A 26,486-nucleotide genomic window follows, 5' to 3' on the forward strand; every position below is an offset into this window, starting at 1 on the left:
TCCATGCGGGCCGAATTGTTAAAGCGTGGCGCAGATTGCCCGAAATGTCGCGCCTGAAAGGCGCCTGAAAGGACATTGATGACCCAGCCGCTCGCCTCTGCCGACATTCATATGATCCAGCGGTTGATCCCGCATCGCTATCCGTTCCTGCTGATCGACAAGGTGCGCGATATCGACGGCTATCAGTCGGCGGTCGGTATCAAGAACGTTTCCATGAACGAGCCGCATTTTCAGGGTCATTTCCCAGGCAAGCCTATCATGCCCGGCGTCACCATCGTCGAGGCGATGGCCCAGACCGCCGCCGTCATGGTCGGCACCGCGCTGGAGATGCAGGACAAGGACATGCTGGTCTATTTCATGGCCATCGACAAATGCAAGTTCCGCCGCATGGTCGTACCCGGCGACGTGCTGGAGATGCGCCTGACCACGGTGCGCGGCAAGCCGGGGGGCAAGGTCTGGAAGTTCGCGGGCGTGGCCAGCGTGGACGGCGAAATGGCCTGTGAGGCCGAGTTTACCGCGATGATGGATATGGGCGGTGAGAAGGCCGCATGAGCGCTGGCGACATCCATTCCAGCGCCATCGTCGAGCCGGGTGCGCAGATCGCCGACGGCTGCATCATCGGCCCATTCTGCCATATCGGCCCTGATGTGACCTTGGACGAGGGCTGCGTGCTGAAAAGCCATGTGGTCATCACCGGCGAGACCACCGTCGGGGCGGGCAGCACGATCTATTCCTTCGCCTGCATTGGTGAGGTGCCGCAGGATCTGAAGTTTCAGGGTGAAAAGACGAGGCTGGAAATCGGCGCGCGCGCCCGCATTCGAGAGCATGTGACCATCAACACCGGCACGGCGGGTGGTGGTGGGCTGACGCAGGTGGGCGACGATTTTCTGGCTATGGCCGGCTGTCATGTCGCCCATGACGTGCGCATCGGTGACCGCGTGATCATCGTGAACAATGCCGCCTTGGCCGGACATTGCGTGGTCGAGGACGACGTGATCATCGGCGGCCTTTCGGGGGTGCATCAATTCGTGCGCATCGGGCGGGGGGCGATCATCGGCGCGGTTACAATGGTGACCAACGACGTCATACCCTACGGCCTCGTGCAGGCGCCGCGAGGCGTGCTGGACGGGCTAAATCTGGTTGGGTTGAAACGACGGGGCGTAGGGCGCGCCGACATCACCGCGCTGCGCGCCGCGTTTCAGATGTTGGCGCAGGGCGAGGGCACCTTTCAGGAGCGCGCACGCCGCATGGGCGGCGAGACCGACAGCGAATACGTCGCGCAGATCGTCGAATTCGTGACCGGCGGCAGCGACCGGTCGTTTTTGACGCCGGGTCAGGGCTAGGTTTATGTCGGAACGTCTGGCCATTCTCGCCTGTGGTGGCGCGTTGCCCGTAATGCTGGCGCACGCTCATCCCGAAGCGCTGCATTTCACCCTGCGCGGTGTGCCGAGCGAGTTGGGTGAAACGGCGCAAGAATTCCCGTTGGAGCGGATTGGCGGGCTCTTTGCCGCGATGAGGGAGGCAGGTGTCAAGCGCATGGTGTTTGCCGGGTCGCTGACGCGGCCCGCGTTGAACCCGGCCGAGTTCGACGCCGAGATGACACGCCTTGCGCCTCGCCTGATGGCGGCAATCCCGCAGGGTGACGACGCGCTGCTGCGCTTTGTCATCTCGATGTTCGAAGAGCAGGGATTCGATGTGTTGGGCGCGCATGAGCTGCTGCCGGGCTTGACCGTCGAGAAGGGGCTGGCGGTTGGTCCGACGCCCTCGGAGGCCGAATTGTCCGATGCCGCACGCGCGGCGCATATTCTCGCTGAAATCTCGCCGCTGGACATTGGGCAGAGCTGTGTCGTGGCGGGCGGTCAGTGCCTTGGAATAGAGACGGTGCAGGGTACCGACGCGCTGTTGGCTTACGTTGCGCAGACGCCTGACGCGCTCAGGCGTGGGCAGCGGGGCGTTTATGTCAAGGCGCCCAAACGCGGACAGGATCTGCGCATCGACATGCCGACGGTCGGCCCGTCGACAGTGGACGGCGTGGCGGATGCGGGACTTGCCGGGCTGGTTGTGGCTGCGAACTGCGTCGTAATACTGGATCGGGAGGTGACGCTTGCACGCGCAGAAGAGCGAGGAATTTTTCTGATATCACAGGCGATTGCGTGAAGGTCTTTATCCTCTCTGGCGAGGCGTCGGGCGATCGCTTGGGCGCGGCGCTGATGGCTGGATTGAAGTCGCTTACAGATGTCAATTTTGAGGGTATTGGCGGACCACTCATGCAGAGCGAAGGGCTCGACAGCCTTTTCCCGATGGATGAGTTGAGCGTTATGGGCATCACTGAGGTGCTGCCGAAATATCGCCATCTCAAGCGGCGCATCCGCCAGACCGCCGAGGCCGTGCTGAGCAGTGGCGCGGACGTTCTGATCACCATCGACAGCCCCGATTTTTCGTTGCGCGTCGCAAAGCTGGTCAAGGAGCGCAGCAATCTACGCACCGTGCATTATGTTGCGCCGTCGGTTTGGGCGTGGCGGGCAGGGCGCGCGACCAAAATGGCCAAGGTTATCGACCATGTTCTGGCCCTATTGCCGTTCGAGCCGCCATATATGCGCGCCGCTGGGATGGAATGTGATTTCGTCGGCCATCCGGTTGTTTCCGAACCGCAGGCGAGCGAGGCGGAGATCGCCGATTTCCGATCCCGTCATGATCTGAAAGAGGCGCCTGTGATGCTGGTCCTACCCGGCTCTCGCAAGGGAGAGGTGGGTCGGTTGGGGCCGATCTTTGGTCGCGCGCTGGGGCCGGTTCTGCAAAAGCATCCTGAGCTGCGCCTTGTCGTGCCGACGACGGCCCACGTCGCGCCGCTTTTGCGCGAGGTGGTCGCGGACTGGCCTGCACGGCCGTTGATCCTTGATCCGTCTAACATGAAGAGTGACCTCTACAAGATTGAAAAGGCGTCTGCCTTTGGTGTTGCCTCGGGTGCGCTGGCGGCCTCGGGCACTGTGTCGCTGGAATTGGCAGCCAGTGCGACACCGATGGTCATCGCCTATGACGTCAGCTGGTTAAGCCGACAAATCATCGCCGCACTGCTGAAGGTCGACACATTGACACTGGTGAACCTCGTCAGCGAGACGCGCGCCATCCCCGAATGCAACGGCAAGCATTGCAATCCGACCGAAATATCGGCTGCGCTGCTGAAAATGCTGGACGCGCCGGGTGCGCAGCTGGATGCGATGGAACTGACGATGCAGCGACTCGGGAAGGGCGGTGAGGCGCCCGGCCTGCGCGCGGCGCGGGCAGTGCTAAAAGGCTTAACCCGCTGAAATTAAGTCAGTATCCGCGCCAGATCCAGCCGCCGCCGAGGATGCGACTGCCGTCTGTTTCGTAGAACACGCAGGCCTGTCCAGGCGACACACCTTCCTCTGGCGTCAGCAGCTCAATCTCGGCACTCGTGGACGACAATGGCCGGATCACCGCCTCGCGCGGGGCGCGGGTAGAGCGGACCTTGACCGACACATGTCGCTCGGGCACCGCGTCGAAGGCATCGTCGCCCAGCCAGTTGATCTCGCGCACCGGCACAATGGCGGTGCTAAGTAGCTCTTTGGGCCCGACGATCACGCGGCGCGCGTCCACGTCCAGCTTGACCACATAAAGTGGGGTTTCCAGCCCGCCGATGCCGAGGCCGCGACGCTGGCCGACTGTGTAGTGCAGCACACCGTTATGCTGACCCAGAACGGTGCCGTCAGTATCGACGATCTCGCCCGGCTCGGCCGCGCCGGGGCGCAGCTTTTCGATGACCGAGGCGTAATTTCCGTTCGGGACAAAGCAGATGTCCTGACTGTCGGGCTTGTCCGCTACGCTCAATCCGTATTTCGCGGCCAACGCGCGGGTTGCATCCTTGGATGGCAAATGACCCAGCGGGAAGCGCAGATAATCCAGTTGCTCAGGCGTGGTGGAAAAGAGGAAATAGGACTGGTCCCGATTCACATCCTTAGCCGAGTGCAATTCGGGGCCGTGCGCACCCATTTTGCGCTGGATATAGTGGCCGGTCGCCATGCAATCGGCCTCCAGATCGCGCGCGGTTTCCAGCAGGTCCTTGAACTTCACCCGCTCATTGCAGCGGATGCAGGGGACAGGCGTGGCGCCGGCCAGATAGCTGTCGGCAAACTCGTCGATCACGGCCTCTTTGAAGACGTTCTCATAGTCCAGAACGTAGTGGGGGAATCCCATTTCCTCGGCCACGCGCCGCGCATCGTGAATGTCGAGGCCCGCGCAGCACGCGCCTTTTTTTGCCAGCGCCGCGCCGTGATCGTAGAGTTGCAGCGTGACGCCAACCACGTCATAGCCCTCTTCGGCCAGTTGTGCAGCCACAACCGAACTGTCGACACCGCCGGACATGGCGACGACGACGCGCGTGTCGGCCTCTGGCTTGGCGAAGCCGAGTGAATTGATGCGAGGGGCGATGTCGAGAGGCATGGGGCAGGGTCCGTTTGTTTCGTTGATGTGTCACATAGTACCTCGGGCTGCAAAACGCAAAACGCTTTGCGACCCGCAATGTCGCACGGCTTAAGGTAAATCCAAGACACTTTGCCCGCACGGTTTTAGCCGCCGTTAAGGGCCATCGGCCATTCTAAACCTCGGATTTACGAGGATTTGGACGATGTATCTGAAAAAAGTTGATGGCCCGCGGGCCGTGATGTTGCCCAATGGCCGCACAATGACGCACGCTGATTTGCCGGCGCCGGACACAACGCGCTGGGTCGCCTCGCGCAAGCTGGCGGTGGTGCGCGGCGTTCTTTACGGCCTTATTTCGCAAGGCGATGCGTGTAAACGATATCAGTTGAGCGAAGAGGAGTTTGCAGAATGGGTTCGCGCTGTTTCTCTGCATGGTGGGGACGCTTTAAAAGCCACAGCGCTGAAACTATATCGACAACCCTAGATTGAACTCGCTAAATGTTCACGTATGGTAACGTGTAGTTAACCAATTTTGGTCAGGATTGGTTCAAACAGGTCCTTTTACGGAGAATAGTGAATGCGTGTCCTTCTGGTTGAAGATGATCCCACAACGTCGAAAAGCATCGAATTGATGCTGACCCATGCCAATCTTAACGTCTATACGACGGAGCTAGGCGAAGAGGGCATCGATTTGGCAAAGCTCTACGATTACGATCTGATCCTGCTGGATTTGGGCCTGCCGGACATGACTGGCCATGACGTGCTGCGCCAACTGCGCCTTGCTCGGATCGAAACGCCCATCCTGATCCTGTCAGGTGCAGATGATACTGATAGCAAGATCAAGGGCTTCGGCTTTGGCGCGGATGATTACTTGACCAAGCCGTTTCATCGCGAGGAGTTGGTCGCGCGTATTCACGCGATCATCCGCCGCTCCAAAGGGCATTCGCAATCGATCATCCGCACGGGACTGATAAACGTCAATCTCGACGCCAAGACGGTAGATGTCGCGAACAAGACAGTGCATTTGACCGGCAAGGAATATCAGATGCTTGAGCTGCTTAGCCTGCGCAAGGGCACGACGCTTACGAAAGAGATGTTCCTTAACCACCTCTATGGCGGCATGGACGAGCCCGAGCTGAAAATCATCGACGTGTTCATCTGCAAGCTGCGCAAGAAGCTGAATGAGGCAACGGGCGGGAAAACCTATATCGAGACCGTATGGGGACGTGGTTACGTCTTGCGCGATCCCGAGCCATCTGAGTTGGATGAGCAGCGTCTGGCCGTTGGGGCCTGACACGCCAGCAGGGCGCGGCTATACGCGCAGTGCCCTGATCGCCTCGGCCCGTTGTGCGAGCAGTCTGATCTGCTCGCCAGGGAGGGCGCAAACAGGGTCTGGCTGCACGACTGGGTGCGGGATCAGCCAAGTCTGACGATTTGTGCAAGCCGCCAGCGGCGATCCTGCCGTCAGTCTGCACTTTGCTTTTGAACGCCACATCCGAACCTGCGCCACTGGACCTCGCCTGCGGCGCGCCCTATCACATGTGCGACATGGCAGGCTCGGCGCTTTGGGTCGCCGAGCAGGGGGGCACTGATGCAGGACGCGCGCGCTGTCGATACGCTGAGCGAGGAAGAGGCAGAGGTCGAGCTGGCGAACCTCGCTGCGACGTTGCTTAAGGCCAATCTGGACTATCACGCCGATGACGCACCGCGTCTGAGTGACGCCGACTACGACATGCTCAAGGCGAGAAACAGCGCGATCGAGGCTCGGTTTCCGAATCTTAAGCGCGCGGATAGTCCCAGCGACATGGTTGGCGCGGCCCCCTCTGGCGGCTTTGGCAAAATCGCGCACGCGCAGCGCATGATGTCGCTGGGCAATGCGTTCAATCCAGAAGAAATCGCCGAATTCGACGAGCGGGTGCGCAAGTATCTGGGTCTTGGGGCGAATGCACCTCTTGCCTATACCGCTGAGCCGAAGATCGACGGGCTCAGCTTGTCGTTGCGGTATGAGCAGGGTGCGCTGGTGCAGGCCGCGACGCGCGGCGACGGTGCGGTGGGCGAAAACGTGACTGCCAACGCACGCACCGTTGTCAGCATACCGCAGACTCTGACAGGAACACGCGATATTCTGCCCGATATTCTGGAGGTGCGCGGCGAGATATACATGAGCCATGCCGATTTCGAGGCGCTGAACAAGCGGCAGAACGAGGCGGGCGCCAAGATATTCGCCAATCCGCGCAATGCTGCAGCCGGATCGCTGCGCCAGCTCGACGCTGAAATCACCCGAGCGCGCCCACTTGCGTTTTTTGCCTACGCGTGGGGCGAACTGAGCGCGCCGCTGGCGGACACACAATTCGGTGCGATAGAGCGGCTGAAAAACCTTGGTTTTTCTACCAACCCGCTGACCGTGCTTTGCCACGGCGTTGACGATCTGCTGGCCCACTACGCCGATATCGAGCAACAACGCGCCAGCCTCGGCTACGATATCGACGGCGTCGTTTACAAGGTCGACAATCTGGATCTCCAGCGCCGTCTTGGCTATCGCAGCACAACGCCCCGCTGGGCCATTGCGCATAAATTCCCGGCAGAACTGGCTTGGTCGCGGCTGGAAGCGATTGACATCAATGTGGGTCGCACTGGCGCGCTTAGCCCAGTGGCTCGGCTGACGCCAGTTACAGTGGGCGGCGTGGTGGTCAGCAATGCGACGTTACACAACGAGGATTATATCGCGGGCCGCGGCGGCGATGGAGTCGAAATCCGCGACGGCAAGGATATCCGCGTGGGCGACTGGGTGCAGGTGTACCGCGCGGGCGACGTCATTCCGAAAATAGCCGATGTGGACCTGTCCAAACGCCCCCCAGATGCGCAGCCCTTCGCCTTTCCGACGATCTGCCCCGAATGCGGCTCGGACGCCATTCGTGAAGAGGGCGACGCGGTGCGGCGCTGTTCCGGCGGGCTGATTTGCCCCGCGCAGGCGGTCGAAAAGCTGAAACATTTCGTCAGTCGCGGCGCTTTCGACATTGAGGGGCTGGGCGCAAAGCAGGTCGAGATGTTCTATCACGACGATCAACTGGCGATCCGCACGCCGGCAGATATTTTTACGCTCAAGGCGCGGGATGACGAAAACCTGACAAAGCTGGCCAATCGAGACGGATGGGGCGAGACGAGCGCGCGCAATCTCTTTGCCGCGATAGACGAGCGTCGCACAGTGCCGCTGGCGCGTCTGATCTTTGCGCTTGGGATCAGGCATGTGGGCGAGGTTGCAGCCGCCGATCTGGCACGTCATTTCGGCAGTTGGCAGGCGCTCGTTGATGCCGTGGATGCGGCAGGCCCCGCTGCTGCCCGCCATCTGAGCGCCGATGAGGCCGAAGCGAAAGAGCGCCGCATCGCCGCTCAGGAAAGCCGCCGCGCCAGGATCAAGCCCGCGCGCGATGCTGTTTGGGACGGTATCGGTGATGCCGCGCGCATCGCATGGAGCGATCTCACCGGGATCGACGGCATCGGCGCAACGGTTGCGGTAGCACTGGTGACGGCCTTCGGGCAAACGGCCGAGCGCGCGTCGATCGACCGGCTGGTTGCCGAATTGACGATCGAGGACGCCGCCGCGCCAGATACCGCCAATAGCCCAGTCGCGGGCAAAACCGTCGTTTTTACTGGTACACTGGAAAAAATGACCCGCGCCGAGGCCAAGGCCCGCGCGGAAAGTCTGGGCGCCAAGGTTTCAGGCAGCGTGTCCGCGCGCACCGACATTCTGGTCGCCGGCCCTGGTGCCGGGTCCAAGGCGACAAAGGCTGCCGAACTGGGCGTCAAAACGATGGACGAGGACGCGTGGCTGGCGCTGATCGGCGGCACATGAGCGCCGAGTCGACAGGTACGCTCAAGGGGCGCCCCGAGGCGCTGTTTCCGTTGTTCGCGGATGTGGAAACGCTGCCGGGCGTCGGCCCTAAATCGGCCAAATTGCTGGCCGTCCTCAGGATCGAAAAGCCCGTCGATCTGCTGTTGACCCTGCCGCAATCGGGCATTGACCGGCGCAAGCGAGCATCGGTTCTGGGCGCCGATCTGCCCGGTGTCGTGACCGTCGAGGTGACCGTCGGCCAGCATCACGCGCCCGCGCGGCGCGGCGGCGCGTATCGCGTAGCTGTCGAGGACGCGCAGACCAGCTTTCAGATTGTGTTTTTTCGCGCACATGACGAATATTTGCACCGGGCGCTGCCAACCGGCGCGCGGCGCATCGTGTCGGGCAAAGTTGAGTTGTTTGATGGCGTGGCGCAGATGGTGCATCCCGACTACATGCTGCCAGCGGATGAGGGTGCAGAAATTCCCGATTTTGAACCGATCTATCCATTGACCGCCGGCCTGACGCAGGGCGTCATGCGCAAGGCCGTTACAGGTGCGCTGACCCGTCTGCCGGACCTCGCTGAGTGGATAGATCCGGGCCAGAAGGCGCAGCAAGGTTGGCCGGATTGGGCGGATGCGCTGCGTACGGCCCATGCGCCGCGCACCATGGCGGATCTGGGCGCGACCCATCCCGCGCGCGTGCGGTTGGCCTATGACGAGCTGATGGCCCATCAACTAACGCTGGCGCTGGCGCGGACGCAATTGAAACGTAGCAAGGGTCGCACGACGACAGGCAGTGGCACGTTACAAGCGCGCGTTCTGGCCGCGCTGCCCTACAAGCCGACCGGCGCGCAGACCCGCGCCATTGCCGAAATTTCCGCAGACATGGCGCGCGAGATGAAAATGAATCGCCTGCTTCAGGGCGATGTGGGGTCTGGCAAGACCTTGGTTGCGCTGAATGCGCTGCTGATCGCCGTCGAGGCAGGCGGGCAGGGGGTGATGATGGCGCCCACCGAAATTCTTGCGCGCCAGCATCTTGAGGGGCTGCGCCCATTGGCGGAGAGCGCAGGTGTGGTGCTGGAGATCCTGACCGGTCGCGACAAGGGGGCCGAGAGGCGCGCCAAGCTGGCGGCCCTCGCGGCAGGCAACATCCATATCTTAGTCGGCACTCATGCAGTGTTCCAAAAGGATGTTGAATTCGCCGATCTGCGCCTTGCCATCATAGACGAGCAGCACCGTTTTGGCGTTCGTCAGCGGTTGGAACTGGGGCGCAAGGGTGCTGCTGTCGATGTGCTTGTGATGACGGCCACGCCGATCCCACGCAGCCTTAGCCTCGCGCAATATGGCGATATGGATATCAGCGTGCTGGACGAAAAACCGCCGGGGCGCAAACCTATCGCGACTGCTTTGGTCAACATTGCGCGCATGGGCGAGGTGGTCGAAAGGCTGCGCCGTGCCATCGCCGAGGGACGGCAGGCCTATTGGGTCTGTCCGCTGGTGGATGAGAGCAAAATGAGCGATCTCAGCAGCGCCGAAGAGCGATTTCGCCACCTGCGCGCGGCCCTTGGCGAAGGCCACGTCCGGCTGATCCATGGTCAGATGCCGCCCGAGGACAAGGACGCGGCCATGACCGCCTTTCAGAACGGTGAGGCGTCGGTGTTGGTCGCGACCACGGTGATCGAGGTGGGCGTCGATGTGCCGAACGCGTCGATCATGGTGATTGAAAGGGCAGAGAGTTTTGGTCTGGCACAACTGCACCAGTTACGGGGGCGGGTCGGGCGCGGGAGCGCGGCGTCCACCTGTCTGTTGATGTATCAGTCGCCGCTCAGCGAGAGCGGTGAGCGGCGGCTGGCGACAATGAGGGACACCGACGACGGATTTCGCATTGCGGAGGTAGATCTGGAAATGCGCGGTGCGGGGGATGTGATCGGTACGGCACAGTCAGGCTTGCCGCGATTCCGTATCGCTGACCTTGAAGGGCAGACGGCACTGATGGCTGTTGCGCAAAGCGATGCGCGCAAACTGCTGTCCGATGACCCGGACATGACCGGTCCGCGCGGGCGGGCCGCGCGCGTACTGCTATGGCTGATGGAACGTGATCAGGCGATCCGTTTGATTTCAGTAGGTTAGCTTGCGTGTTCCAAATTGTTCACAAATGTTCTTAATTAGTTCTTTACTTTTGCAACGCAAAGTGAGAACAAAGTGGCAACTGATCCAATGAAAGGTCGCCACGATGATACATCAGATCAAAACCGCCGCCGCCCGCTCGCACGAGACGTTGCTGGGCGATGCTGTCGGGGCCGCCGCCCTCGTCGTGATGCTGATGGGCTGTCTTTATCTGCCCGGCCTTGCCCAGGGGTTCTGACCCCGGGGTCCATCCAAGTTTCTGCCTGCGAAATCCCGTGCCTGCGCGCCATCGCATCATCTGTCCCTAGTAATTGATGCCACGCGACGACCGACACTGCCTGTCACTGATCGCCTTCGGGGTTTGCCCTGTTCCCCGAATTCCAGCGCGCCGGGTCCCACATGGGAATACGCATACTTCCGCCGCCATCCTTCTCTGGATGTGCGGCGGTTTTTTTGTCTTGAGGGACGGCAGGTTATCAGTCGCAAGCCGTCTCTAGCGCCTCGACTGCGGCATCCAGTGACAGCATGATCGAGGCGTGCCGGTTCTTGTAATCCTGCGCGGGGCGCAGCACCTCTAGCCCGTCAAAGGGCGCGGGCGGCGTCGGGCCGTCCTCCTTAAGCATCAGGGCCAGCGCGTCGCGCGCCGAGCGCACTTGGGCGCCGTCGCATCCCACAATGTTCGCGCCGACCACGCTGGCGGCGGCCTGACCCAGCGCGCAGGCCTTCACGTCCTGACCGTAATCGGTGACGGTGCCGTCCTCGCAGGTCAGATCGACCGTGATGGTCGATCCGCAAAGCGGTGCGCGCCGCTTCACGGTAGCACCGGGCGCTTCCAAGCGCTGAAGACGCGGAATGTCGGCTGCCAGCGCGAGGATGCGCGAGGAGTAGAGCTTGATCATATCGGCGTTGGCGGTCATGTCTGGTCCTTCGCGGTGTTGCCCCATAGATAAGGCGCGCGCCGCCAGATGCAAAAGGAAAGTCCCATGCGTTTCGATCCCGCCAGCCTGACCTATGATGCGCAAGGCCTTATTCCCGCAATTGCGCAGGATGCTGAGAGTGGCGAGGTGTTGATGATGGCGTGGATGAACGCCGAAGCCGTCGCGCGCACGTTGGCGACTGGTCGGGTGACCTATTGGTCGCGCTCACGGCAGGCCTTGTGGATCAAGGGCGAGACGTCGGGCCATGTGCAAAAACTGGTCGAGTTTCGTGTCGATTGTGACCGAGATTGTCTGTTGCTCAGGATCGAGCAGACCGGACCAGCTTGCCACACGAATCGGCGCAGCTGTTTTTACACGGTGGTCGAAGACGGTGCGGAACAAGTTGTGATAGCGCCCGAATCTGGCTGAGGGATATGGATACTTCCCCCATGAAAATGCGCTAGGGCAGACCAACAAGGCGGCGCACATCAGCAGGAGTGGCGCCGTCCGCGCGGTACTTGGCGATGGCGCGGGCGTCATCGCGCTTGGCCAGACGTTTGCCGGCATCGTCGCGGATCAGGCGGTGATGGTGGTAATTGGGCGTCGGCAGGTTCAGTAGGCGTTGCAGGATGACATGAATCGCAGTCGCCTCAAAGAGGTCAGCGCCGCGAGTCACCATGGTGATATCCTGCGCGGCATCGTCCAGCACGACCGACAGGTGATAGGACGTGCCCATGGCCGGGCGGGCGAGGACGATATCGCCGATGCGCTGGATGACATGGCCCCAAGAGGTTGTGATGATGCCGGCCTCTTCATCTGGGCCAGCGCCGGTTTCATTGAACGTCAAGGGCGTGTTTCCAAGCGTCTGGCTTGCGGCGCGCATATCAAGGCGCAGAGCGATATCTTCGGGCGATGTCCCGAGGGGATGCGAACCCAGCGGCGGGCGGCACGTACCGGGATAGACTATACCGTCGGGGCCGGTGAGCGGTGCGCCCTCCTGCGGGGCGCTGGCCGAGGCGGCAATATCACGGCGTGTGCAGCTACAGGGATAGAGCAGACCGCGCTGCCACAGGGTCAAGAGGGCGTCACGATATTCGGGCAGGCGGTCCGACTGGCGCATGATTGGGGTGGGCCAATTCAGGCCGAGCCAAGCCAAATCGTCCAAAATCCGCGCCTCCCATTCGGTGCGGCAGCGTGATTGGTCAATATCCTCAATTCTCAGCAGAAAAGTGCCACCGCGTGCCTGCGCCATGTCATGCGCAAGGAGTGCTGAATAGGCATGGCCCAGATGTAGAGGGCCGGTCGGAGATGGGGCAAAGCGGGTAATGAAAGTCATTTAATTTCAACTCTCTAAACGTCCATCTTCACGTGAAGTTTGCGCCTGTCACGCAGCGCTGTGTGCCAACCAGCCCTGCCACGCCTCTTTGGCGCGGTCGGTATAGGCCTTGTAGCGGTCCTTGCGGCCCCGACGTCCGCCCTTGAGGCCATCGACGGGACGGAACAGGCCGAAATTTATGTTCATGGGCTGGAAGGTTTTCGCCTCGGCGCCGCCGGTGATGTGATGGATCAGTGCGCCCATGGCGCTGTCCTGCGGTGGGGCGCTTAGCGGCTGACCCTGCATTTCGGACGCGGCAAGGCGACCCGCCAAAAGACCCATGGCGGCCGATTCGACATAGCCCTCGACGCCGGTGATCTGACCCGCAAAACGAATATGTGGATGCGCGCGCCAACGCATCTGCTCGTCGAGCAGCGTGGGCGAGTTGAGGAACGTGTTGCGGTGGATGCCGCCCAGCCGGGCAAAGCGTGCATTTTCGAGGCCGGGGATCATGCGCAGCACGTCGGCCTGCGCGCCGTATTTCATCTTGGTCTGGAAGCCAACGATATTATAGAGTGTTCCCAGTGCGTTATCGCGCCGCAGCTGGACGACGGCCCATGGCTTGACGTCTGGCTGATGCGGATTGGTGAGGCCCACAGGCTTCATCGGGCCGTGGCGCAACGTCTCGCGGCCGCGCTCGGCCATGACTTCGATGGGCAGGCAGCCGTCGAAATAACCGGCGGTTTCGCCTTCGTGAAACTCGGTCTTGTCGGCGGCCAGCAGCGCGTCGATGAAGGTGTCATACGTCTCACGGTCCATCGGGCAGTTGAGGTAGGCCGTGCGCTCGTCCTCGGTTTCGCCCTTGTCATAGCGCGATTGCATCCAGGCGCGCGACATGTCGATGGTGTCGTGGTGCAGGATCGGCGCGATCGCGTCAAAGAACGCCAGCGCGTCGGTGCCTGTTTCGGCGGCTATAGCCTGTCCGAGCGCCGCCGAGGTAAGCGGACCGGTGGCGATGATCCAGTGGCCATCCGTGGGCAGCGCGGTAATTTCCTCATGAGAAATGCTGATGCCGGGATGCGCGCGAAGCGCCTCGGTTACCGAGGCGGCGAAAGGGTCGCGGTCGACGGCCAGCGCGCCGCCTGCGGGCAGGCGATGGTGGTCCGCGGTTTGCATGATCAGGCCGTTCGCGGCGCGCATTTCCCAGTGCAACAGACCGACGGCGTTCTGCTCATCATCATCCGAGCGGAAGGAATTGGAGCATACCATTTCCGCCAGATCGCCGGTGCGATGTGCGAAGGTTGCGACCTTGGGGCGCATTTCATGGATGACGACCTGCACGCCCATATGGGCGGCTTGCCATGCGGCCTCGGCCCCGGCCATGCCGCCTCCGACGATGTTCAAAACCTTTGTCATAGTGCGGCAGATAGTTCATCGCCTGCGCTTTGGAAAGGGTTCAACCGGGCTGTTGGCCGTTACACATGCGGAGTGAGTCAAGCGCCTGCCTGCTGCGGGCCATAATGGTGCGAGTCTGTAGGGAGGATTAGTTCGGGTCACCGCGCCAGGCATGTCTGGGGCCAGAGAGAGGCTGGCCTGGAGGGACATGACAGCGGCTGCGGTGACCCAAAATCTAACTTGAGACTAGCCGCAAAGAATGTAGTTGAAAAGAACAACTTGATCGAATGGGGCAGAAAAGTGGCAAATATTGAAGTTATAAGGCAATAAATTGGAAACACTGCCAGCAAATCCGACGAGATTGGTGGAGGTCTGGCCACAATGGGCTCCCTATCAAGGGCGGACGGGCACGAATCGGGCTTTATTGTGACCAGTCGGGGCTGCGCTTGCCAAGGAAGGCCGCGATGCCCTCGGCGGTGTCCTCAAACATCATGTTTTGCGTCATGACCTCGCCGGTGTGGAGGTAGGCCTGCTCCAGCGGCATTTCGACCTGTTCGTAAAAGGCACGCTTGCCGATGCGAACTGCGCCGCCCAGTTTGGCCGCGACTGTCTGGGCCAGTTCCATCGCTTCTTGCTGCAAGTCACCCGCAGGGACCGCGCGGTTGATCAGCCCTAGATCCGCGGCGCGGGCGGCGTCGATGAACGCGCCGGTGGTCAACATTTCGAATGCCTGCTTGCGTGGGATGTTGCGGCTGAGCGCCACCATAGGAGTCGAGCAGAATAGGCCGATATTCACGCCGTTGACGCCAAACCGCGTGCCATCCGCCGCAACGGCCATGTCGCAGGACGCGACCAACTGACAGCCGGCGGCGGTGGCGATGCCATGCACCTCGGCGATAACGGGTTGGGGCAGGGCGCGAATCGCCATCATCAGGTCGCCGCAGCGCGCAAAGAGATCGCCAAAGTAGGCGCGACCGCCATCCTCGGCACTGCGACCCGCAGTCATTTCCTTGAGGTCATGCCCGGCGCAGAACGCCTTGCCAGCCCCTGCGAGGATAACGGCGCGGATATGGGGCTGGCTGGCCAACGTCTCCAGTTCGGCCAGTAGGCCGGCCATCATCGCGTCGCTGAGGGCATTCAGCCGCTCAGGGGCGTTCAGGGTCAGCCGGGCCACTGCGCCGGTGTCGCTGCGCTCTATCATCGCCATCTTGTCTCTCCTCGTGCTATGCGCTCATCTGTAGCGGTGGCGCAGCGCGGAGGAAAGCATGGCGTTAAAGATGTCGGTGGACGATCTGACCCGGTTCATGGTCGCTGAATTCCCGCAGGTGGCGTCCGATCTGGCCATAGAAGATCTGAGCCCGATGCAACTGTCGCTGCGCCTCAAGGTGCGCCAGCAGCATCTGCGTCCCGGCGGCACGGTATCTGGCCCGGCGATATTCGCGCTGGCCGATGTGGGCATGTATCTGACGGTGCTCAGCATGATCGGGCCAGAGGCGCTGGCCGTAACGACTAACTGTAGCCTCGATTTCATGCGCAAGCCCGCTGCGGGTGCTGACCTTATTGCAGACGTGCGTTTGCTAAAACTGGGGCGCGTGCTGGCGGTGGGCGATGCGCTGGTCCGATCGGTTGGCGCAGAGGAACCTGCCGCGCGTGCCAGCCTGACCTATTCGATCCCGCCCGCACGGAACGCTTGAAAACGTGCAGTTTGAGCGCTCAGTCGTGGGGTATTATAATACCTAATTTGTAACCTATTGAATTCACTATGGATATATGGATGAACGCATATTGACGCGCCGACTCAAGCCTATATAACCCGCCCATCACCAAGGGGACTGGCACTGGCCATGCCCCGGCGGCAATTAAGGATTCTGCGGTCATGAAGACATTTTCTGCGAAACCGGCGGATATCGACAAGAAATGGATACTGATTGATGCTGAAGGCATCATTCTGGGCCGTCTTGCGTCGATTATCGCTATGCGCTTGCGCGGCAAGCATAAGCCCAGCTTTACCCCTCACATGGACATGGGCGACAACGTCATCGTCATCAATGCCGAGAAGATTCAGCTGACCGGCAATAAGCGCGACAAGCCGAACTATTGGCACACCGGCCATCCGGGCGGCATCAAGTCGCGCACCACCGGCGAGATCCTCGAGGGCAAGTTCCCCGAGCGCGTCGTGATGCAAGCGGTCAAGCGTATGCTGCCGGGCAACACCCTGGCGCGCACGCAGATGACCAATCTGCGCGTCTACGCTGGCGCCGAGCATCCCCACGAGGCCCAGAGCCCTGCGGTGCTGGACGTCAAGAACATGAACTCCAAGAACACGCGGGTGGCTTACTGATGGCTGACGAAATCAACTCCCTCGAGGATCTCGACGCAATCGCATCGGGTACCACCAATGTAGAAGTTGCCATTCAGCGCGAGCCGGTTCGCGACGAACTGGGCCGCGCCTACGCTACGGGCAAACGCAAGGACGCGGTCGCCCGCGTCTGGATCAAGCCCGGCTCGGGCAAGGTCACTGTCAATGGCAAGGAATTGAACGTATATTTCGCGCGTCCCGTTCTGCAGATGATCCTGCGCCAGCCCTTCACCATCTCGGGCACCGAAGACCAGTTCGACGTGATGGCGACAGTCGTCGGCGGCGGCCTCTCGGGTCAGGCCGGCGCGGTCAAGCACGGCATTTCAAAGGCGCTTCAGCTTTATGATCCGTCCTTGCGCGGCGCGCTGAAGGCGGCAGGTTTCCTGACCCGCGACAGCCGTGTCGTCGAGCGTAAGAAGTACGGTCGTGCCAAGGCGCGTAAGAGCTTCCAGTTCTCCAAGCGATAATTCGCTGCTGGAGGGTTACGAACAAAAAAGGGCGCGGCGGAATATCCGCTGCGCCTTTCGTCCTTTCTGCAGGAGCATTTGGCACCTGTGGCTGCGCCCAATAGCTGAGAATGTAGATGCGCTACCGGCCTGAAATAGATGGATTGCGCGCCGTCGCGGTCATTCCGGTCATCCTGTTCCATGCCGGTTTTTCGGCGTTCGCCGGTGGGTATATCGGTGTCGACGTCTTCTTTGTCATCAGCGGTTATCTGATCACCACAATCCTTATTGGCGAGCGTGAGGCCGGCACCTATTCGCTGCTGGGCTTTTACGAACGCCGCGCGCGTCGCATCCTTCCAGCACTGTTTCTGGTTCTGCTCTGCACCATTCCCTTCGCATGGCGGTGGCTGGCCCCCGATCCGTTCGAGGATTATGCCCGCAGTCAGGCCTTTGCCGCGCTGTTTCTGTCCAACTTCCACTTTCTGGAAAAATCGTCCTACTACGACGTTGGCTCTGCCCTGCGCCCGCTTTTGCATACTTGGAGCCTCGCGGTGGAGGAGCAGTTCTATCTGCTCTTTCCGCTGGTGCTTCTGCCGCTAGGCTTATTCGTACGCCAAAAGTTTCTGATCGTTTTTCTGATCCTTTCGGCGCTGTCGCTGGCGCTGGCGGAATGGGGCTGGCGGACCTATCCGGGCGAGAATTTCTACTTCACCTTCTCGCGCCTGTGGGAGCTGCTGGCTGGCTCAATCTGCGCCGCCATACTGTTCAACCGTCCTCAGATGCGCAGCGATACAATGGGATTGGCTGGCCTGGCGCTGATCATCTACAGCATATTCTTCTACAACGAAGCGGTGCCATTCCCGTCAGTTTATGCGCTGGTGCCGGTCGTAGGTTCGATGCTGATTATTCTTTTTGCGGATCGCGGCACTTGGACCGCGCGCGTCCTCAGCGCGTCGCCGATGGTCTGGATCGGGCTGGTCAGCTACAGCGCATATCTGTGGCATCAGCCGCTATTCGCCTTTGCGCGCATTCGCAGCATCGGCGAGCCATCGCTGTGGGTGATGTCGGGGCTGACGCTGATGACGCTGGCGCTGGCTTGGCTGACGATGCGCTACGTCGAAACCCCGTTCCGCCGCCGCACCGTATTGCCGGGCCAGCGTGGCCTGCTGACGGTGAGCGCGGCGGGAATCGCGGCGATCGCGGCGTTCGGGTTTGTCGGGGATGGGACGGGCGGGTTTCCGTCTCGGATCAAGGAACAAGCGCCCGGAATGCTGACGGAATTGCGCAATCAGTTGATCGCGCCGGACTCCAGATCGGGGTGCGTCGATGGCGATGGCATCGGCAAGGCGCAGCTTTGCACCATCTATACTGGCGATGGCGGCGCGGGCACGGTGGCCGTGCTGGGCGACAGTCACGGGCAGGCGATGATACCGGGTTTCGCCGCCCTGTCCCGTGCGCATGGCGTCGACGTTCTTATGGCGGCGCGGGGTGCATGCCCGCCGCTATTGGGCGTCTATCTGGCCAAGGGTGGGCAGTATGAGCGCGATTGCCATGATTTTGTGCAGAAAACAGCGCAGGAAGTAGTCGATCGAGGGGTTGGTACCGTCTATCTGGTCGCGCGTTGGAGCCTCTATGCCACCGGCGAGTACGCAGACGAGAAGGCGACTTACGCGCTCAGCCCCGACTTTGGCGCGCGCCACGTCCGTCAGGCTGAGCGCTTGGCGAATTTCGAGGTGGCGCTGGACGAAACCCTCGCATTTTATGAAAAGGCCGGCGTGCGCGTCGTCCTCGTTGGGCAGGTGCCGTTGCAATGGGTGATAGCCCAGACCTTGATCGAGCAGGCGATGTTGATGGGGCTCGATACCCGACAGAGCCGGGACAAGTTCAGGAACAGTTTTGTGACTCGCACCGCCAATGACGGATTGGTCCAAGACGCGGACCGGGTTCTGCATCAGGTCGCAGAGCGGCGCGGCGCCGAGGTCTTGATGCTGGCGGATCGCTTTGCCGACGGCGATAGCTATGTTTGGATTCGCGATGGCGAGGTCCTCTATCGCGACACTAATCATCTATCGGTAGTCGGCGCGCGGGGATTGGCACCCGTGTTCGCACATAGCTACGCACCCGGCTGATCAGCCGTCGGGCGCAATTAGTCCCAGACCGCGCAGATAAATGCCAATCCCGCTCTCCAATAAATCCTCTGGGGCAAAGGGGCTGGCGGCGCCGGGCGCACCGCGCGCGAACAACTCGACCACCCCATGGCTCATCGCCCAGATATGGGCTGAAAACATCGCTGCGGGGGGGCGTTTTTCAGCAGGTATATGCTGGCAAATCTGTGCAGCTGCTTCCTCTAGCACGCGGCGCGCGGCGAGGGCGGCAGCGGCCAGTTCGGGCGTGCGATTGACGGAAATGCCGCTTTCGAACATAGCGATGTAGTGGCCTGGATGGCGGCGGGCAAAGGCGAGATAGGCGCGCCCCGTTGCCTCGAATGCGGTCAGCGCCGAGGGCTGGCCCGAGCGGTACGCATGCTCCATCAGCGCGCCGAACATCTCGTAGCCTTGCAGCGCGGCCTCGGCGATCAGATCCTCGCGCCCGCCAAAATGGCGATAGACGGCGGCGGGGGTCACGCCTGCCTGCTTGGCCGCCTCGGACAAGGTAAATCCGGCCGGCCCCTTGGCCTCGATCAGCGCCAGCGCCGCCTCGACGAGGGCCTGACGCAGATTGCCGTGGTGATAGCCGCGCTTAGTCATTCGCTGCCTGATCGCCTGACGCATCGGCCCATAGACCCGGACCGCCGACGATCTGCGGATCGACTGCACCGATGGCCTTGGCGTCCTTGTCGACGTAGGGCACAGCATCCAGAAGGCGGCGAATGGCGGCGAGGCGTGCACGCCGTTTGTCGTCGGAACGGATGATCGTCCATGGCGCGTGATCGGTATGCGTGCGGGCCAGAGTCTCGCTGATAGCGGACGAGTATTCATCCCACTTCTTCAGACCTTCGACGTCGATCCAGCTGAGTTTCCAATGCTTTAACGGATCACTCTCGCGGCTGAGAAAGCGACGCAACTGCTCGGCTCGGCCGACGTTCAGCCAGAATTTGATCAGGATGATTCCGTCCTGCACCAACATTTTTTCGAACGCCGGGGCCTGATCGAAAAACAGGTCGCGCTCGGCGTCCGTGCAAAAACCGAACACCTTTTCGACGACGCCGCGATTGTACCAGCTGCGGTCAAAGAAGACTATTTCGCCCGCAGCGGGCAGGTGGTCGGCGTAGCGCTGGAAATACCACTGGGTGGCCTCGGTATCGGACGGTTTGGGCAGGGCGACGACCCGCGCGCCGCGCGGATTGAGATTCTCGCGCAGACGCTTGATCGTGCCGCCCTTGCCTGCGGCGTCACGCCCCTCAAAGACGATAGCGATACGCGCGCCCGACGCCTTGGTCCAGGCCTGCAACTTGACCAGTTCGATCTGCATCGCATGCAGCTGAGATTCGTATTCCTTGCGGCGCATCCGGGCCGGATAGGGGTGGTCCGGCTCAAGAATGTCGTCCTTGTCCGCGGTACGGATCGCCTCGCGAATATGCTCGGGCGCGTCATGCTGGAAATACGCGCTAATCGCGCCATCGAAGGGAAGGCTCATCTTTGGGTCGTCCTTTTTGCGCGCCGTGGGTGCCGCGCCACTATGGGACGCAGGCGGACGCTGTGCAATCGGTGCGCTAAAGACCCGCGCGCGCAGTTGCGCGGTCGATAGCGGCGATGACAGCATCGGCCGCTACGTGTTGGACCATGTGGCCGATGCCGGGCAGGCGCGTCAGAACCGCGCCGTCGATCTGATTCACTAGCTTGGCGGAGTGAATTTCAAGGTTCACGGTCGTATCGGCCGTGCCATGAACGATTTCCGTGGGCGCCGTGATATGCACGTATCGGGGCACTAGTTGCTTGATCTCGCTCAGGATATTGGCGCGCTGATCGGCATTCGCGCGCAGGGAAGCGCGGCGCAAGGTCAGCGGCGCGCCGATGTGGTCGGCATACCCCTTGGGCGCGTCCTGCGGCGCAAAGACCGACTCGACCGATGATGTGACCACCGATTTCGGCACGAAGGCAGTAATCAGCGGCACCACCAGCGCCTTGCCCCACCACGACGACGTCACGCGGTAGAACGGATCCAGCGGTGTTTCCCACGGGTTCGACGCTGCGGCGACGGGGACGAGGGCGGCGACATCGTCGGGATAGTGCGCAGCCCATGCCAGCGCGACGGCGCCACCATAGCTTTGGCCCATCACGATGGGCCGCTTGGCGCCCAATTGGCGCGCGGCATCGCGAAGCAGCGTTGCCTGCTGGGTCAACGTCGCGCCGGTCCTATTCAGCCGCTCAGTATAGCCAAGGCCGGGGCGGTCGAAAACGATGACGCGGTAACGCGCAGCCAGGCGTGGCGCGAGCGAGAATGTCATGTCGCGCGTGTTGCCGCTGGCCCCGTGGATCAGTACCAGATCGGGGCCGGAGCCCATGACAACGGCGTGGACCTGAATGCCGCCGACATCGACAATCTGGCCTTCGGGCAGGAAATCGCGGACGGCCTGCGCCTCGCGTAGGGACGCAGTGATTTGGACGATCGCGATGACGATCGCGGTAAATAATAAAAGATATATCATAGTGTTGCGCAATTCATCATGCCCCAATGGTGGCGATGTCATAGGGCGTCGTTTGATAAATCTGCGAAATCCAGTTGCCATAAAGCAGATGCGCATGGCTGCGCCAGCGATTACGCGGGGACTGAGCAGGGTCATCGCCGGGATAATAGTTGCACGGCACGTTGATCGGCGTGCCGGACGCGACGTCACGGTCGTATTCCTGTTTCAGCGTGTCGCTATCATATTCGAAATGGTTAAAGACATAGAGCGCGCGGCGCGCCTCGTCCTCGACCAGACACGGCCCCACCTCGTCGCTGTGCAGAAGGGTCGTGAGCCCCTTTGCCGCGTCGATCTCGGCCTGGCGCATTTCGGTCCAGCGGCTGACCGGCACGACCATGTCGTCGGAAAACCCGCGCAGGTAAGGCGAGGCGGGCTGCATGTTGTCATGGCGAAAGCAGCCGAACGCCTTGGCGTCCAGTATGTGTTTCTCGACGCCGTGAAAATGATTAATCATAGCCATGCCGCCCCAGCAGACGCCGAACGTGGACTGCACATGGGTCTGCGTCCAGTCGAATACGCGGCGCAGCTCGTCCCAGTAGGTGACGTTGTGGAATTCCAGATGCTCGATGGGTGCGCCTGTGATGATGAGGCCGTCGAATTTCTCATCCGTGGCGGCCACTTCGGCGAAGGAGCGATAGAAGCTCTCCATATGATCGGCCGCTGTGTTGCGCGCCTGATGTTCGCTCATGCGAATGAGACTCAGCTCAATCTGGAGCGGTGTCGCGCCGATCAGGCGTGCAAATTGATTTTCGGTCTGGATCTTTTTCGGCATCAGATTCAGCAGGCCGATGCGCAGAGGGCGAATGTCCTGCGTCGCCGCCTGATCCTCGTCCATAACCATAACGCCTTCGCGCGTGAGCACGTCGTAGGCGGGCAGGTCAGAGGGGATCTTGATGGGCATGGGGGCAGGGTCCAAAGTTTGGGAAAGCTGTTAGGTAGTGGTCTGAGCGCGGCGATCAATGACCTCGGCGATCACGTCCGTGAAACTGGCGGCATCGGTGATACGCTCGACATCAGCAGGTGTCAGGGTAACGCCCCAAGGGGCCATCGCTTCGTAGCGCGGTTTGCGGTGCGCCAGCGCGCGGGCATATGTCCAGCGGATAAAGCTGTCTGGATCAACGTCACTCTCGATGCAATTGTTTTCGCGCAGGTATTCGTCCCAAACAGTGTTCAGGAATTCAGGCTGGTAGGCCATCGGTTTCGGCGCGCGATCAAAGCGGCGGATCAGTTCGGCGGTGTGTGCCTCCGTGCCCTCCAGCCTTACCAGCAGACAGTGCTGCGAAAGTTCGGTCAGCAGCGGATCGTTCGGATCGTTCCCATCCACCCATTCGCAGATCGACCCGCCGGTGTCGCAGATGAAATTGGGATAACCATAAAGGCGCGCGGCGCGGTCGATGAAATAGCCGGTATCGTTTAGCGCCGCGATTTCAGCCCGGCGAAACTGGTCCTGCCGGACGCGGTAATCCTCGATAGGCATTCCGCCCTTGGCCACCGATCCCGGCTTGCCCAGATAGGTCGAGACGGGGGCGAGATTGTTGAACGTGATATTTGAGCCGATATAGATCGAATCCGACAGCAGCAGATCGCGCAAAAATGGCACCTGCATCGCGTGCGCCTTGGCGTTGTCGGCGATCAACTCGCCCATGTGGCGGGTGCCGATGCGGTAGTCGATCGAGTAATGAAACCAGTCGCCCGACGCGCGCAGTATGTTCGACAGATGCGTCTTGCCCAGCCCCGACATTCCGTAGAACAACACGTGTTTATTCGGGGCCTCCCGCCAGTCCCGTGCGGTGGAGTAGATCATCATCGCATCCCTTTGTCGCGCCTCGCCCCCGTGTCGTAGCCAGAGCGGCGAGGCGCGTCAAATCCATAGAGTGGCGGCGCGGCTAGGGAAAGGCCCTGCGACGCAGACGCGTCGCGGGGCTATGTATCCGGCAAAGTCTCGGGCGAATCAGAATGTCACGCCGATCTTCATGCCGACGCTGACTGCGTCGTTGTCCGAGAAAAACGCGCGCGCGGTGTCGGGCGTGCCAGTTTCGGGGCGGGAATCGCCGATCCAAGTGTACCTTACGCCGCCCGACAGGCTGACCGTGTCGGTCAGTTGATACTCGGCGCCCAAGGCCACCGATTGCCGTCCCTTAGTGGGCGCGAGGGGCGAGACCAGAATGTTTCCGGTTTCGTCCTCGTGGGTATAGGTCAACTTGCCCGACAGCTTGTCGGAAAAGCGCCGCCCGACGCCAACCTCATAGGTCCACGCGTCGTCAAGTTCGGTCAGGTTGGGTGCCGCACTTGGCGGATCGAGGGTAAAGACGCTGTGTTCGGACCAGCGGATACTGCCAAATACCAAGGTGTCCTTTGCGATGCCGGATTGCACCTGCAACTTGATGCTCTGCGGCAGTTTGGAGACGGTGTCGCCAGTCTGTACCGGAGCTCCGCCCGGGAAAGTCTCGAGCGATGGAAGGTCAAGCTCGACCTCGGAATGGTAGGTCAGCGCCGCGCGAAAGGCGATCTCGGGCCTCTCGTAGGCCGCGCCCAGAACGTAGCCCACCGCCTGATCGGCGCCGAATTTCACGTCGTAGCCGTTGAGCGGGCCGTAGGCGAGGCCAGACAGCCTCACGTGACCCTCGGCCCGAACCACCCGAGGCCCACCATAGAGCGCGATGCCGTCGGCCACATCGTAGCGCACCAGCATGGTCAGCGCGTTGGTGTCGGCGTCCGCGAGGGTGCCGCCCAGCAGCGTCGTGGCCGGGCTACCGCCATAGAGGATGTCCACGCCGTAGGGCTGATCGTGGATCAGTGCCATCGAGAGGCGGTCGGTCAACTGGAACTTGATCCCGCTGCCCAGCAGCGAGAAATCATTCGCCACGTTCGAGATCGGATTGCCCAGATTGTCCCGCCCCGAGACGCTGGGAGCAACGCGAGCGTAGGAAAGCTCAGCATAGTTGCCCGTCTCAAAGATGATATCTATCGGGGTCTGGTTGGTGTCAAGATTGCCGGCGTGGCCTGCGTTGGCCAACAAGGCGAGAGTGGAAGCTGTGGTGAACAGGACATGTCTCATGATTGCACTCCTCCGAATACAACCGGAAGAGTATCATGAGGGAAGCCTCTTTGGATACTGAAGTATTGCAGCGCGCCGACGGCGTGCGCCCAGCGTCGCCAGAAAGATACACTTCACCATTTCGCGAAAAGCTCGGGCTTAGATTTCTTTTAAATGCGTGGCTATGTTCAGACGTATCGCAGCGTCAAAGCCTATCGCCTATTCCCACTCGATCGTTCCCGGAGGTTTGGATGTGATGTCGTAGGTCACACGGTTGATGCCGCGGACCTCGTTGATGATGCGCGTCGCCGTTTCACCCAGAAATTCATGGGTGAAGGGGTAGTAATCGGCGGTCATACCGTCGACGGAGGTCACCGCGCGTAGCGCACAGGCAAAATCATAGGTGCGGCTGTCGCCCATGACGCCCACAGTGCGCACGGGCAGGATTGCAACAAAAGCCTGCCAAATTTCGTCATAAAGTCCGTGTTTGCGAATCTGGTCGATATAGACGGCGTCAGCCTTGCGCAGAATATCCAGCTTTTCTCGGGTAATCTCGCCGGGGCAGCGAATGGCGAGGCCGGGGCCGGGAAATGGATGGCGCCCGATGAAACTGGCAGGCAAGCCCAGCTCCATACCAAGGGCGCGAACCTCGTCCTTGAAGAGCTCACGCAGCGGTTCGATCAGTTTGAGGCCCATTTTTTCAGGCAGGCCGCCGACATTGTGGTGCGATTTTATCGTGACCGAAGGACCGCCCGAAAAGCTGACCGATTCGATGACGTCCGGATAGAGCGTGCCTTGGGCCAGGAATTCGGCGCCATCAATGCCGTTCGCGTACTTCTGAAAGACGTCGATGAACAGGCGACCAATGATTTTTCTCTTGGTTTCCGGGTCGCTTACGCCGTCAAGCTCACCCAGAAACAGATCGGCCTCATCCGCGTGAATCAGCGGGATGTTGTAATGGTCGCGGAACATCGTGACGACTTCGTCGGCCTCGCCTTGGCGTAGCAGACCGTGATCGACGAAAACGCAGGTCAGCTGGTCGCCGATTGCCTCGTGGATGAGGACGGCGGCGACACTGGAATCGACGCCGCCGGAGAGGCCGCAGATCACCTGTTTTTCGCCGACCTGCTCGCGAATCTGGCGCACGGCCTCTTCGCGGTAGGCGGCCATGGTCCAGTCGCCAGTGAATCCGGCGTCCTGAATGAAATTCTGATAGAGCGTCTTGCCGTTCGGGGTGTGATGCACCTCGGGGTGGAACTGGACGGCGTAGAACCGACGCGCGAGGTCCGCCGTCACGGCAAAGGGCGCGCCGGGGGAGGTGCCGTAGATCTCGAAGCCAGGCGCGATGGCGGCGACATGATCGCCATGGCTCATCCAGACCTGCTCGCGCTCTTCCAGGAACCAGCCTTTCAGCAGGTCGATGCGCTCTTTTGTAGGCGTGACGTAAGCGCGGCCGAATTCGGCGGTGCCATCGCCGCGCTCGACGCGGCCACCCAGCATGTGCATCATGACCTGCTGGCCGTAGCAGATGCCAAGGACGGGTACGCCCATCTCGAACACTTTCATCGGGGGGCGCGGCGAACCGTCGTCGATGACGCTGGCCGGGCCGCCTGACAGTATGATGGCGCGCGGGGCCATGTCATCCAGAAAGATGTCCGTCACCTTCTGGAACGGATGGATTTCGCAATAGACGTCCAGCTCGCGCAGGCGGCGCGCAATTAGCTGCGTCACCTGAGAGCCGAAGTCGATGATAAGAAGGGGTTCGTGATGTGTCTCATTCATGCGGGTCTAGTAGGCCGGACCGCGCTTTTGCGCAAGAGGGGCGGGCCATGTCGCTTTCCCCCCACAAGTGGCGCAAACTAGCCCCTGCGCCGCGCGACGCTCGGATATTGAGGATGCATCAATTGGCCCCAGCAAGGGGGCGCAGAC

At 61.3% G+C, this 26,486-nt stretch carries 26 protein-coding genes; 14 read left to right on the plus strand and 12 right to left on the minus strand.

Annotated features, from left to right (window positions below; translation table 11 throughout):
• Positions 1-78 precede the first annotated feature (78 nt).
• Genes fabZ through lpxB form a run of 4 tightly spaced genes read left to right on the plus strand, consistent with a single transcriptional unit; the run spans position 79 to position 3,308 of the window.
• Entirely contained in the window at positions 79-552 is a 474-nt protein-coding gene (fabZ, locus tag U3654_RS06755) for a 3-hydroxyacyl-ACP dehydratase FabZ (protein ID WP_324754576.1), read from the plus strand.
• A complete protein-coding gene (gene lpxA, locus U3654_RS06760; protein WP_324754577.1) occupies positions 549-1,343 on the plus strand; it encodes an acyl-ACP--UDP-N-acetylglucosamine O-acyltransferase in 795 nt (264 codons plus the stop codon). The genes fabZ and lpxA overlap by 4 nt, the downstream gene beginning before the upstream one ends.
• A 4-nt stretch (positions 1,344-1,347) precedes the next feature.
• Positions 1,348-2,157, plus strand: a complete 810-nt coding sequence (locus U3654_RS06765; RefSeq protein WP_324754578.1) for an LpxI family protein — start codon at positions 1,348-1,350, stop codon at positions 2,155-2,157.
• Positions 2,154-3,308: a lipid-A-disaccharide synthase gene (gene lpxB, locus U3654_RS06770; RefSeq protein ID WP_324754579.1), complete on the plus strand. Its 1,155-nt coding sequence runs from the start codon at positions 2,154-2,156 to the stop codon at positions 3,306-3,308. The genes U3654_RS06765 and lpxB overlap by 4 nt, the downstream gene beginning before the upstream one ends.
• Positions 3,309-3,315: 7 nt before the next feature.
• Here lpxB and mnmA read toward each other — a convergent pair whose 3' ends face one another.
• Positions 3,316-4,461 carry a tRNA 2-thiouridine(34) synthase MnmA gene (mnmA, locus tag U3654_RS06775; RefSeq protein ID WP_324754580.1) on the minus strand — a complete coding sequence of 382 codons (1,146 nt, stop codon included), beginning with the start codon at positions 4,459-4,461 and terminating at the stop codon, positions 3,316-3,318.
• A 184-nt stretch (positions 4,462-4,645) separates the two neighbouring features.
• Here mnmA and U3654_RS06780 point away from each other — a divergent pair, with 184 nt between their 5' ends.
• From U3654_RS06780 to U3654_RS06800, 5 genes are all read left to right on the plus strand, one after another.
• Positions 4,646-4,924, plus strand: coding sequence for a DUF1153 domain-containing protein (locus U3654_RS06780; protein WP_324754581.1), 279 nt, complete (start codon positions 4,646-4,648; stop codon positions 4,922-4,924).
• Positions 4,925-5,017: 93 nt separating this feature from the next.
• A complete protein-coding gene (ctrA, locus tag U3654_RS06785; protein ID WP_324754582.1) occupies positions 5,018-5,734 on the plus strand; it encodes a response regulator transcription factor CtrA in 717 nt (238 codons plus the stop codon).
• A gap of 297 nt (positions 5,735-6,031) precedes the next feature.
• Positions 6,032-8,293, plus strand: a complete 2,262-nt coding sequence (gene ligA, locus U3654_RS06790; RefSeq protein ID WP_324754583.1) for an NAD-dependent DNA ligase LigA — start codon at positions 6,032-6,034, stop codon at positions 8,291-8,293.
• The gene (recG, locus tag U3654_RS06795; protein WP_324755243.1) at positions 8,290-10,404 is read left to right on the plus strand and encodes an ATP-dependent DNA helicase RecG; all 2,115 of its coding nucleotides are present in this window, start codon (positions 8,290-8,292) and stop codon (positions 10,402-10,404) included. Before ligA ends, recG begins: the two co-directional genes overlap by 4 nt.
• Before the next feature lie 103 nt (positions 10,405-10,507).
• Complete coding sequence (locus U3654_RS06800) at positions 10,508-10,639, plus strand: hypothetical protein (protein ID WP_324754584.1); 132 nt, start codon at positions 10,508-10,510, stop codon at positions 10,637-10,639.
• Positions 10,640-10,877: 238 nt separating this feature from the next.
• Here U3654_RS06800 and U3654_RS06805 read toward each other — a convergent pair whose 3' ends face one another.
• Entirely contained in the window at positions 10,878-11,318 is a 441-nt protein-coding gene (locus tag U3654_RS06805; protein ID WP_324754585.1) for an iron-sulfur cluster assembly scaffold protein, read from the minus strand.
• 66 nt (positions 11,319-11,384) lie between these two features.
• Between U3654_RS06805 and hisI the strand changes: the two genes are divergently transcribed.
• Positions 11,385-11,747, plus strand: a complete 363-nt coding sequence (hisI, locus tag U3654_RS06810; RefSeq protein ID WP_324754586.1) for a phosphoribosyl-AMP cyclohydrolase — start codon at positions 11,385-11,387, stop codon at positions 11,745-11,747.
• Between the two features lie 31 nt (positions 11,748-11,778).
• Here the strand turns inward: hisI and gluQRS are convergent, their stop codons facing one another.
• The 3 genes from gluQRS to U3654_RS06825 all read right to left on the minus strand — a co-directional run bounded on the left by gluQRS (position 11,779) and on the right by U3654_RS06825 (position 15,235).
• On the minus strand, positions 11,779-12,654 hold the full coding sequence (gene gluQRS, locus U3654_RS06815) for a tRNA glutamyl-Q(34) synthetase GluQRS (protein WP_324754587.1): 876 nt from the start codon (positions 12,652-12,654) through the stop codon (positions 11,779-11,781).
• 48 nt (positions 12,655-12,702) lie between these two features.
• Entirely contained in the window at positions 12,703-14,049 is a 1,347-nt protein-coding gene (gene trmFO / locus U3654_RS06820; protein ID WP_324754588.1) for a methylenetetrahydrofolate--tRNA-(uracil(54)-C(5))-methyltransferase (FADH(2)-oxidizing) TrmFO, read from the minus strand.
• 400 nt (positions 14,050-14,449) lie between these two features.
• Positions 14,450-15,235, minus strand: a complete 786-nt coding sequence (locus tag U3654_RS06825) for an enoyl-CoA hydratase (protein WP_324754589.1) — start codon at positions 15,233-15,235, stop codon at positions 14,450-14,452.
• A 58-nt stretch (positions 15,236-15,293) separates the two neighbouring features.
• On the opposite strand from U3654_RS06825, the gene U3654_RS06830 reads away from it, so the two are divergent.
• The 4 genes from U3654_RS06830 to U3654_RS06845 all read left to right on the plus strand — a co-directional run bounded on the left by U3654_RS06830 (position 15,294) and on the right by U3654_RS06845 (position 18,962).
• Entirely contained in the window at positions 15,294-15,722 is a 429-nt protein-coding gene (locus tag U3654_RS06830; RefSeq protein WP_324754590.1) for a PaaI family thioesterase, read from the plus strand.
• A gap of 182 nt (positions 15,723-15,904) precedes the next feature.
• Complete coding sequence (gene rplM, locus U3654_RS06835; RefSeq protein ID WP_324754591.1) at positions 15,905-16,369, plus strand: 50S ribosomal protein L13; 465 nt, start codon at positions 15,905-15,907, stop codon at positions 16,367-16,369.
• Positions 16,369-16,854: a 30S ribosomal protein S9 gene (gene rpsI / locus U3654_RS06840; protein WP_324754592.1), complete on the plus strand. Its 486-nt coding sequence runs from the start codon at positions 16,369-16,371 to the stop codon at positions 16,852-16,854. The genes rplM and rpsI overlap by 1 nt, the downstream gene beginning before the upstream one ends.
• A gap of 116 nt (positions 16,855-16,970) precedes the next feature.
• A complete protein-coding gene (locus U3654_RS06845) occupies positions 16,971-18,962 on the plus strand; it encodes an acyltransferase family protein (protein ID WP_324754593.1) in 1,992 nt (663 codons plus the stop codon).
• Here the strand turns inward: U3654_RS06845 and U3654_RS06850 are convergent, their stop codons facing one another.
• The 7 genes from U3654_RS06850 to guaA all read right to left on the minus strand — a co-directional run bounded on the left by U3654_RS06850 (position 18,963) and on the right by guaA (position 26,339).
• Positions 18,963-19,580 (minus strand): TetR/AcrR family transcriptional regulator, encoded by a 618-nt coding sequence (locus tag U3654_RS06850; RefSeq protein WP_324754594.1) that lies wholly within the window; start codon positions 19,578-19,580, stop codon positions 18,963-18,965. It abuts the gene before it with no gap.
• Complete coding sequence (gene ppk2 / locus U3654_RS06855; RefSeq protein ID WP_324754595.1) at positions 19,573-20,469, minus strand: polyphosphate kinase 2; 897 nt, start codon at positions 20,467-20,469, stop codon at positions 19,573-19,575. Before ppk2 ends, U3654_RS06850 begins: the two co-directional genes overlap by 8 nt.
• A 76-nt stretch (positions 20,470-20,545) precedes the next feature.
• Positions 20,546-21,481: an alpha/beta hydrolase gene (locus tag U3654_RS06860; protein WP_324754596.1), complete on the minus strand. Its 936-nt coding sequence runs from the start codon at positions 21,479-21,481 to the stop codon at positions 20,546-20,548.
• Between the two features lie 16 nt (positions 21,482-21,497).
• Positions 21,498-22,421, minus strand: a complete 924-nt coding sequence (gene metA, locus U3654_RS06865; RefSeq protein ID WP_324754597.1) for a homoserine O-acetyltransferase MetA — start codon at positions 22,419-22,421, stop codon at positions 21,498-21,500.
• Positions 22,422-22,451: 30 nt separating this feature from the next.
• Positions 22,452-23,324: an ATPase gene (locus tag U3654_RS06870; protein WP_324755244.1), complete on the minus strand. Its 873-nt coding sequence runs from the start codon at positions 23,322-23,324 to the stop codon at positions 22,452-22,454.
• A 147-nt stretch (positions 23,325-23,471) separates the two neighbouring features.
• Positions 23,472-24,578 carry an outer membrane protein transport protein gene (locus U3654_RS06875; protein WP_324754598.1) on the minus strand — a complete coding sequence of 369 codons (1,107 nt, stop codon included), beginning with the start codon at positions 24,576-24,578 and terminating at the stop codon, positions 23,472-23,474.
• 198 nt (positions 24,579-24,776) lie between these two features.
• Complete coding sequence (guaA, locus tag U3654_RS06880) at positions 24,777-26,339, minus strand: glutamine-hydrolyzing GMP synthase (RefSeq protein WP_324754599.1); 1,563 nt, start codon at positions 26,337-26,339, stop codon at positions 24,777-24,779.
• Between the last annotated feature and the right edge of the window lie 147 nt (positions 26,340-26,486).

This window comes from Roseovarius sp. Pro17 (assembly GCF_035599575.1).
Taxonomy (GTDB): domain Bacteria; phylum Pseudomonadota; class Alphaproteobacteria; order Rhodobacterales; family Rhodobacteraceae; genus Roseovarius.

Coding starts and splice junctions, on each gene's coding strand:
- U3654_RS06765 (WP_324754578.1), top strand. CDS start 1,348: ATGTCGGAACGTCTGGCCATTCTCGCCTGTGGTGGCGCGTTGCCCGTA.
- U3654_RS06800 (WP_324754584.1), top strand. CDS start 10,508: ATGATACATCAGATCAAAACCGCCGCCGCCCGCTCGCACGAGACGTTG.
- U3654_RS06780 (WP_324754581.1), top strand. CDS start 4,646: ATGTATCTGAAAAAAGTTGATGGCCCGCGGGCCGTGATGTTGCCCAAT.
- rpsI (WP_324754592.1), top strand. CDS start 16,369: ATGGCTGACGAAATCAACTCCCTCGAGGATCTCGACGCAATCGCATCG.
- U3654_RS06825 (WP_324754589.1), bottom strand. CDS start 15,235: ATGGCGATGATAGAGCGCAGCGACACCGGCGCAGTGGCCCGGCTGACC.
- U3654_RS06845 (WP_324754593.1), top strand. CDS start 16,971: ATGCGCTACCGGCCTGAAATAGATGGATTGCGCGCCGTCGCGGTCATT.
- fabZ (WP_324754576.1), top strand. CDS start 79: ATGACCCAGCCGCTCGCCTCTGCCGACATTCATATGATCCAGCGGTTG.
- trmFO (WP_324754588.1), bottom strand. CDS start 14,049: ATGACAAAGGTTTTGAACATCGTCGGAGGCGGCATGGCCGGGGCCGAG.
- recG (WP_324755243.1), top strand. CDS start 8,290: ATGAGCGCCGAGTCGACAGGTACGCTCAAGGGGCGCCCCGAGGCGCTG.
- metA (WP_324754597.1), bottom strand. CDS start 22,421: ATGCCCATCAAGATCCCCTCTGACCTGCCCGCCTACGACGTGCTCACG.
- ctrA (WP_324754582.1), top strand. CDS start 5,018: ATGCGTGTCCTTCTGGTTGAAGATGATCCCACAACGTCGAAAAGCATC.
- mnmA (WP_324754580.1), bottom strand. CDS start 4,461: ATGCCTCTCGACATCGCCCCTCGCATCAATTCACTCGGCTTCGCCAAG.
- rplM (WP_324754591.1), top strand. CDS start 15,905: ATGAAGACATTTTCTGCGAAACCGGCGGATATCGACAAGAAATGGATA.
- U3654_RS06860 (WP_324754596.1), bottom strand. CDS start 21,481: ATGATATATCTTTTATTATTTACCGCGATCGTCATCGCGATCGTCCAA.
- hisI (WP_324754586.1), top strand. CDS start 11,385: ATGCGTTTCGATCCCGCCAGCCTGACCTATGATGCGCAAGGCCTTATT.
- guaA (WP_324754599.1), bottom strand. CDS start 26,339: ATGAATGAGACACATCACGAACCCCTTCTTATCATCGACTTCGGCTCT.
- U3654_RS06805 (WP_324754585.1), bottom strand. CDS start 11,318: ATGACCGCCAACGCCGATATGATCAAGCTCTACTCCTCGCGCATCCTC.
- ligA (WP_324754583.1), top strand. CDS start 6,032: ATGCAGGACGCGCGCGCTGTCGATACGCTGAGCGAGGAAGAGGCAGAG.
- gluQRS (WP_324754587.1), bottom strand. CDS start 12,654: ATGACTTTCATTACCCGCTTTGCCCCATCTCCGACCGGCCCTCTACAT.
- U3654_RS06875 (WP_324754598.1), bottom strand. CDS start 24,578: ATGAGACATGTCCTGTTCACCACAGCTTCCACTCTCGCCTTGTTGGCC.
- U3654_RS06830 (WP_324754590.1), top strand. CDS start 15,294: ATGGCGTTAAAGATGTCGGTGGACGATCTGACCCGGTTCATGGTCGCT.
- ppk2 (WP_324754595.1), bottom strand. CDS start 20,469: ATGAGCCTTCCCTTCGATGGCGCGATTAGCGCGTATTTCCAGCATGAC.
- U3654_RS06850 (WP_324754594.1), bottom strand. CDS start 19,580: ATGACTAAGCGCGGCTATCACCACGGCAATCTGCGTCAGGCCCTCGTC.
- lpxA (WP_324754577.1), top strand. CDS start 549: ATGAGCGCTGGCGACATCCATTCCAGCGCCATCGTCGAGCCGGGTGCG.
- U3654_RS06870 (WP_324755244.1), bottom strand. CDS start 23,324: ATGATCTACTCCACCGCACGGGACTGGCGGGAGGCCCCGAATAAACAC.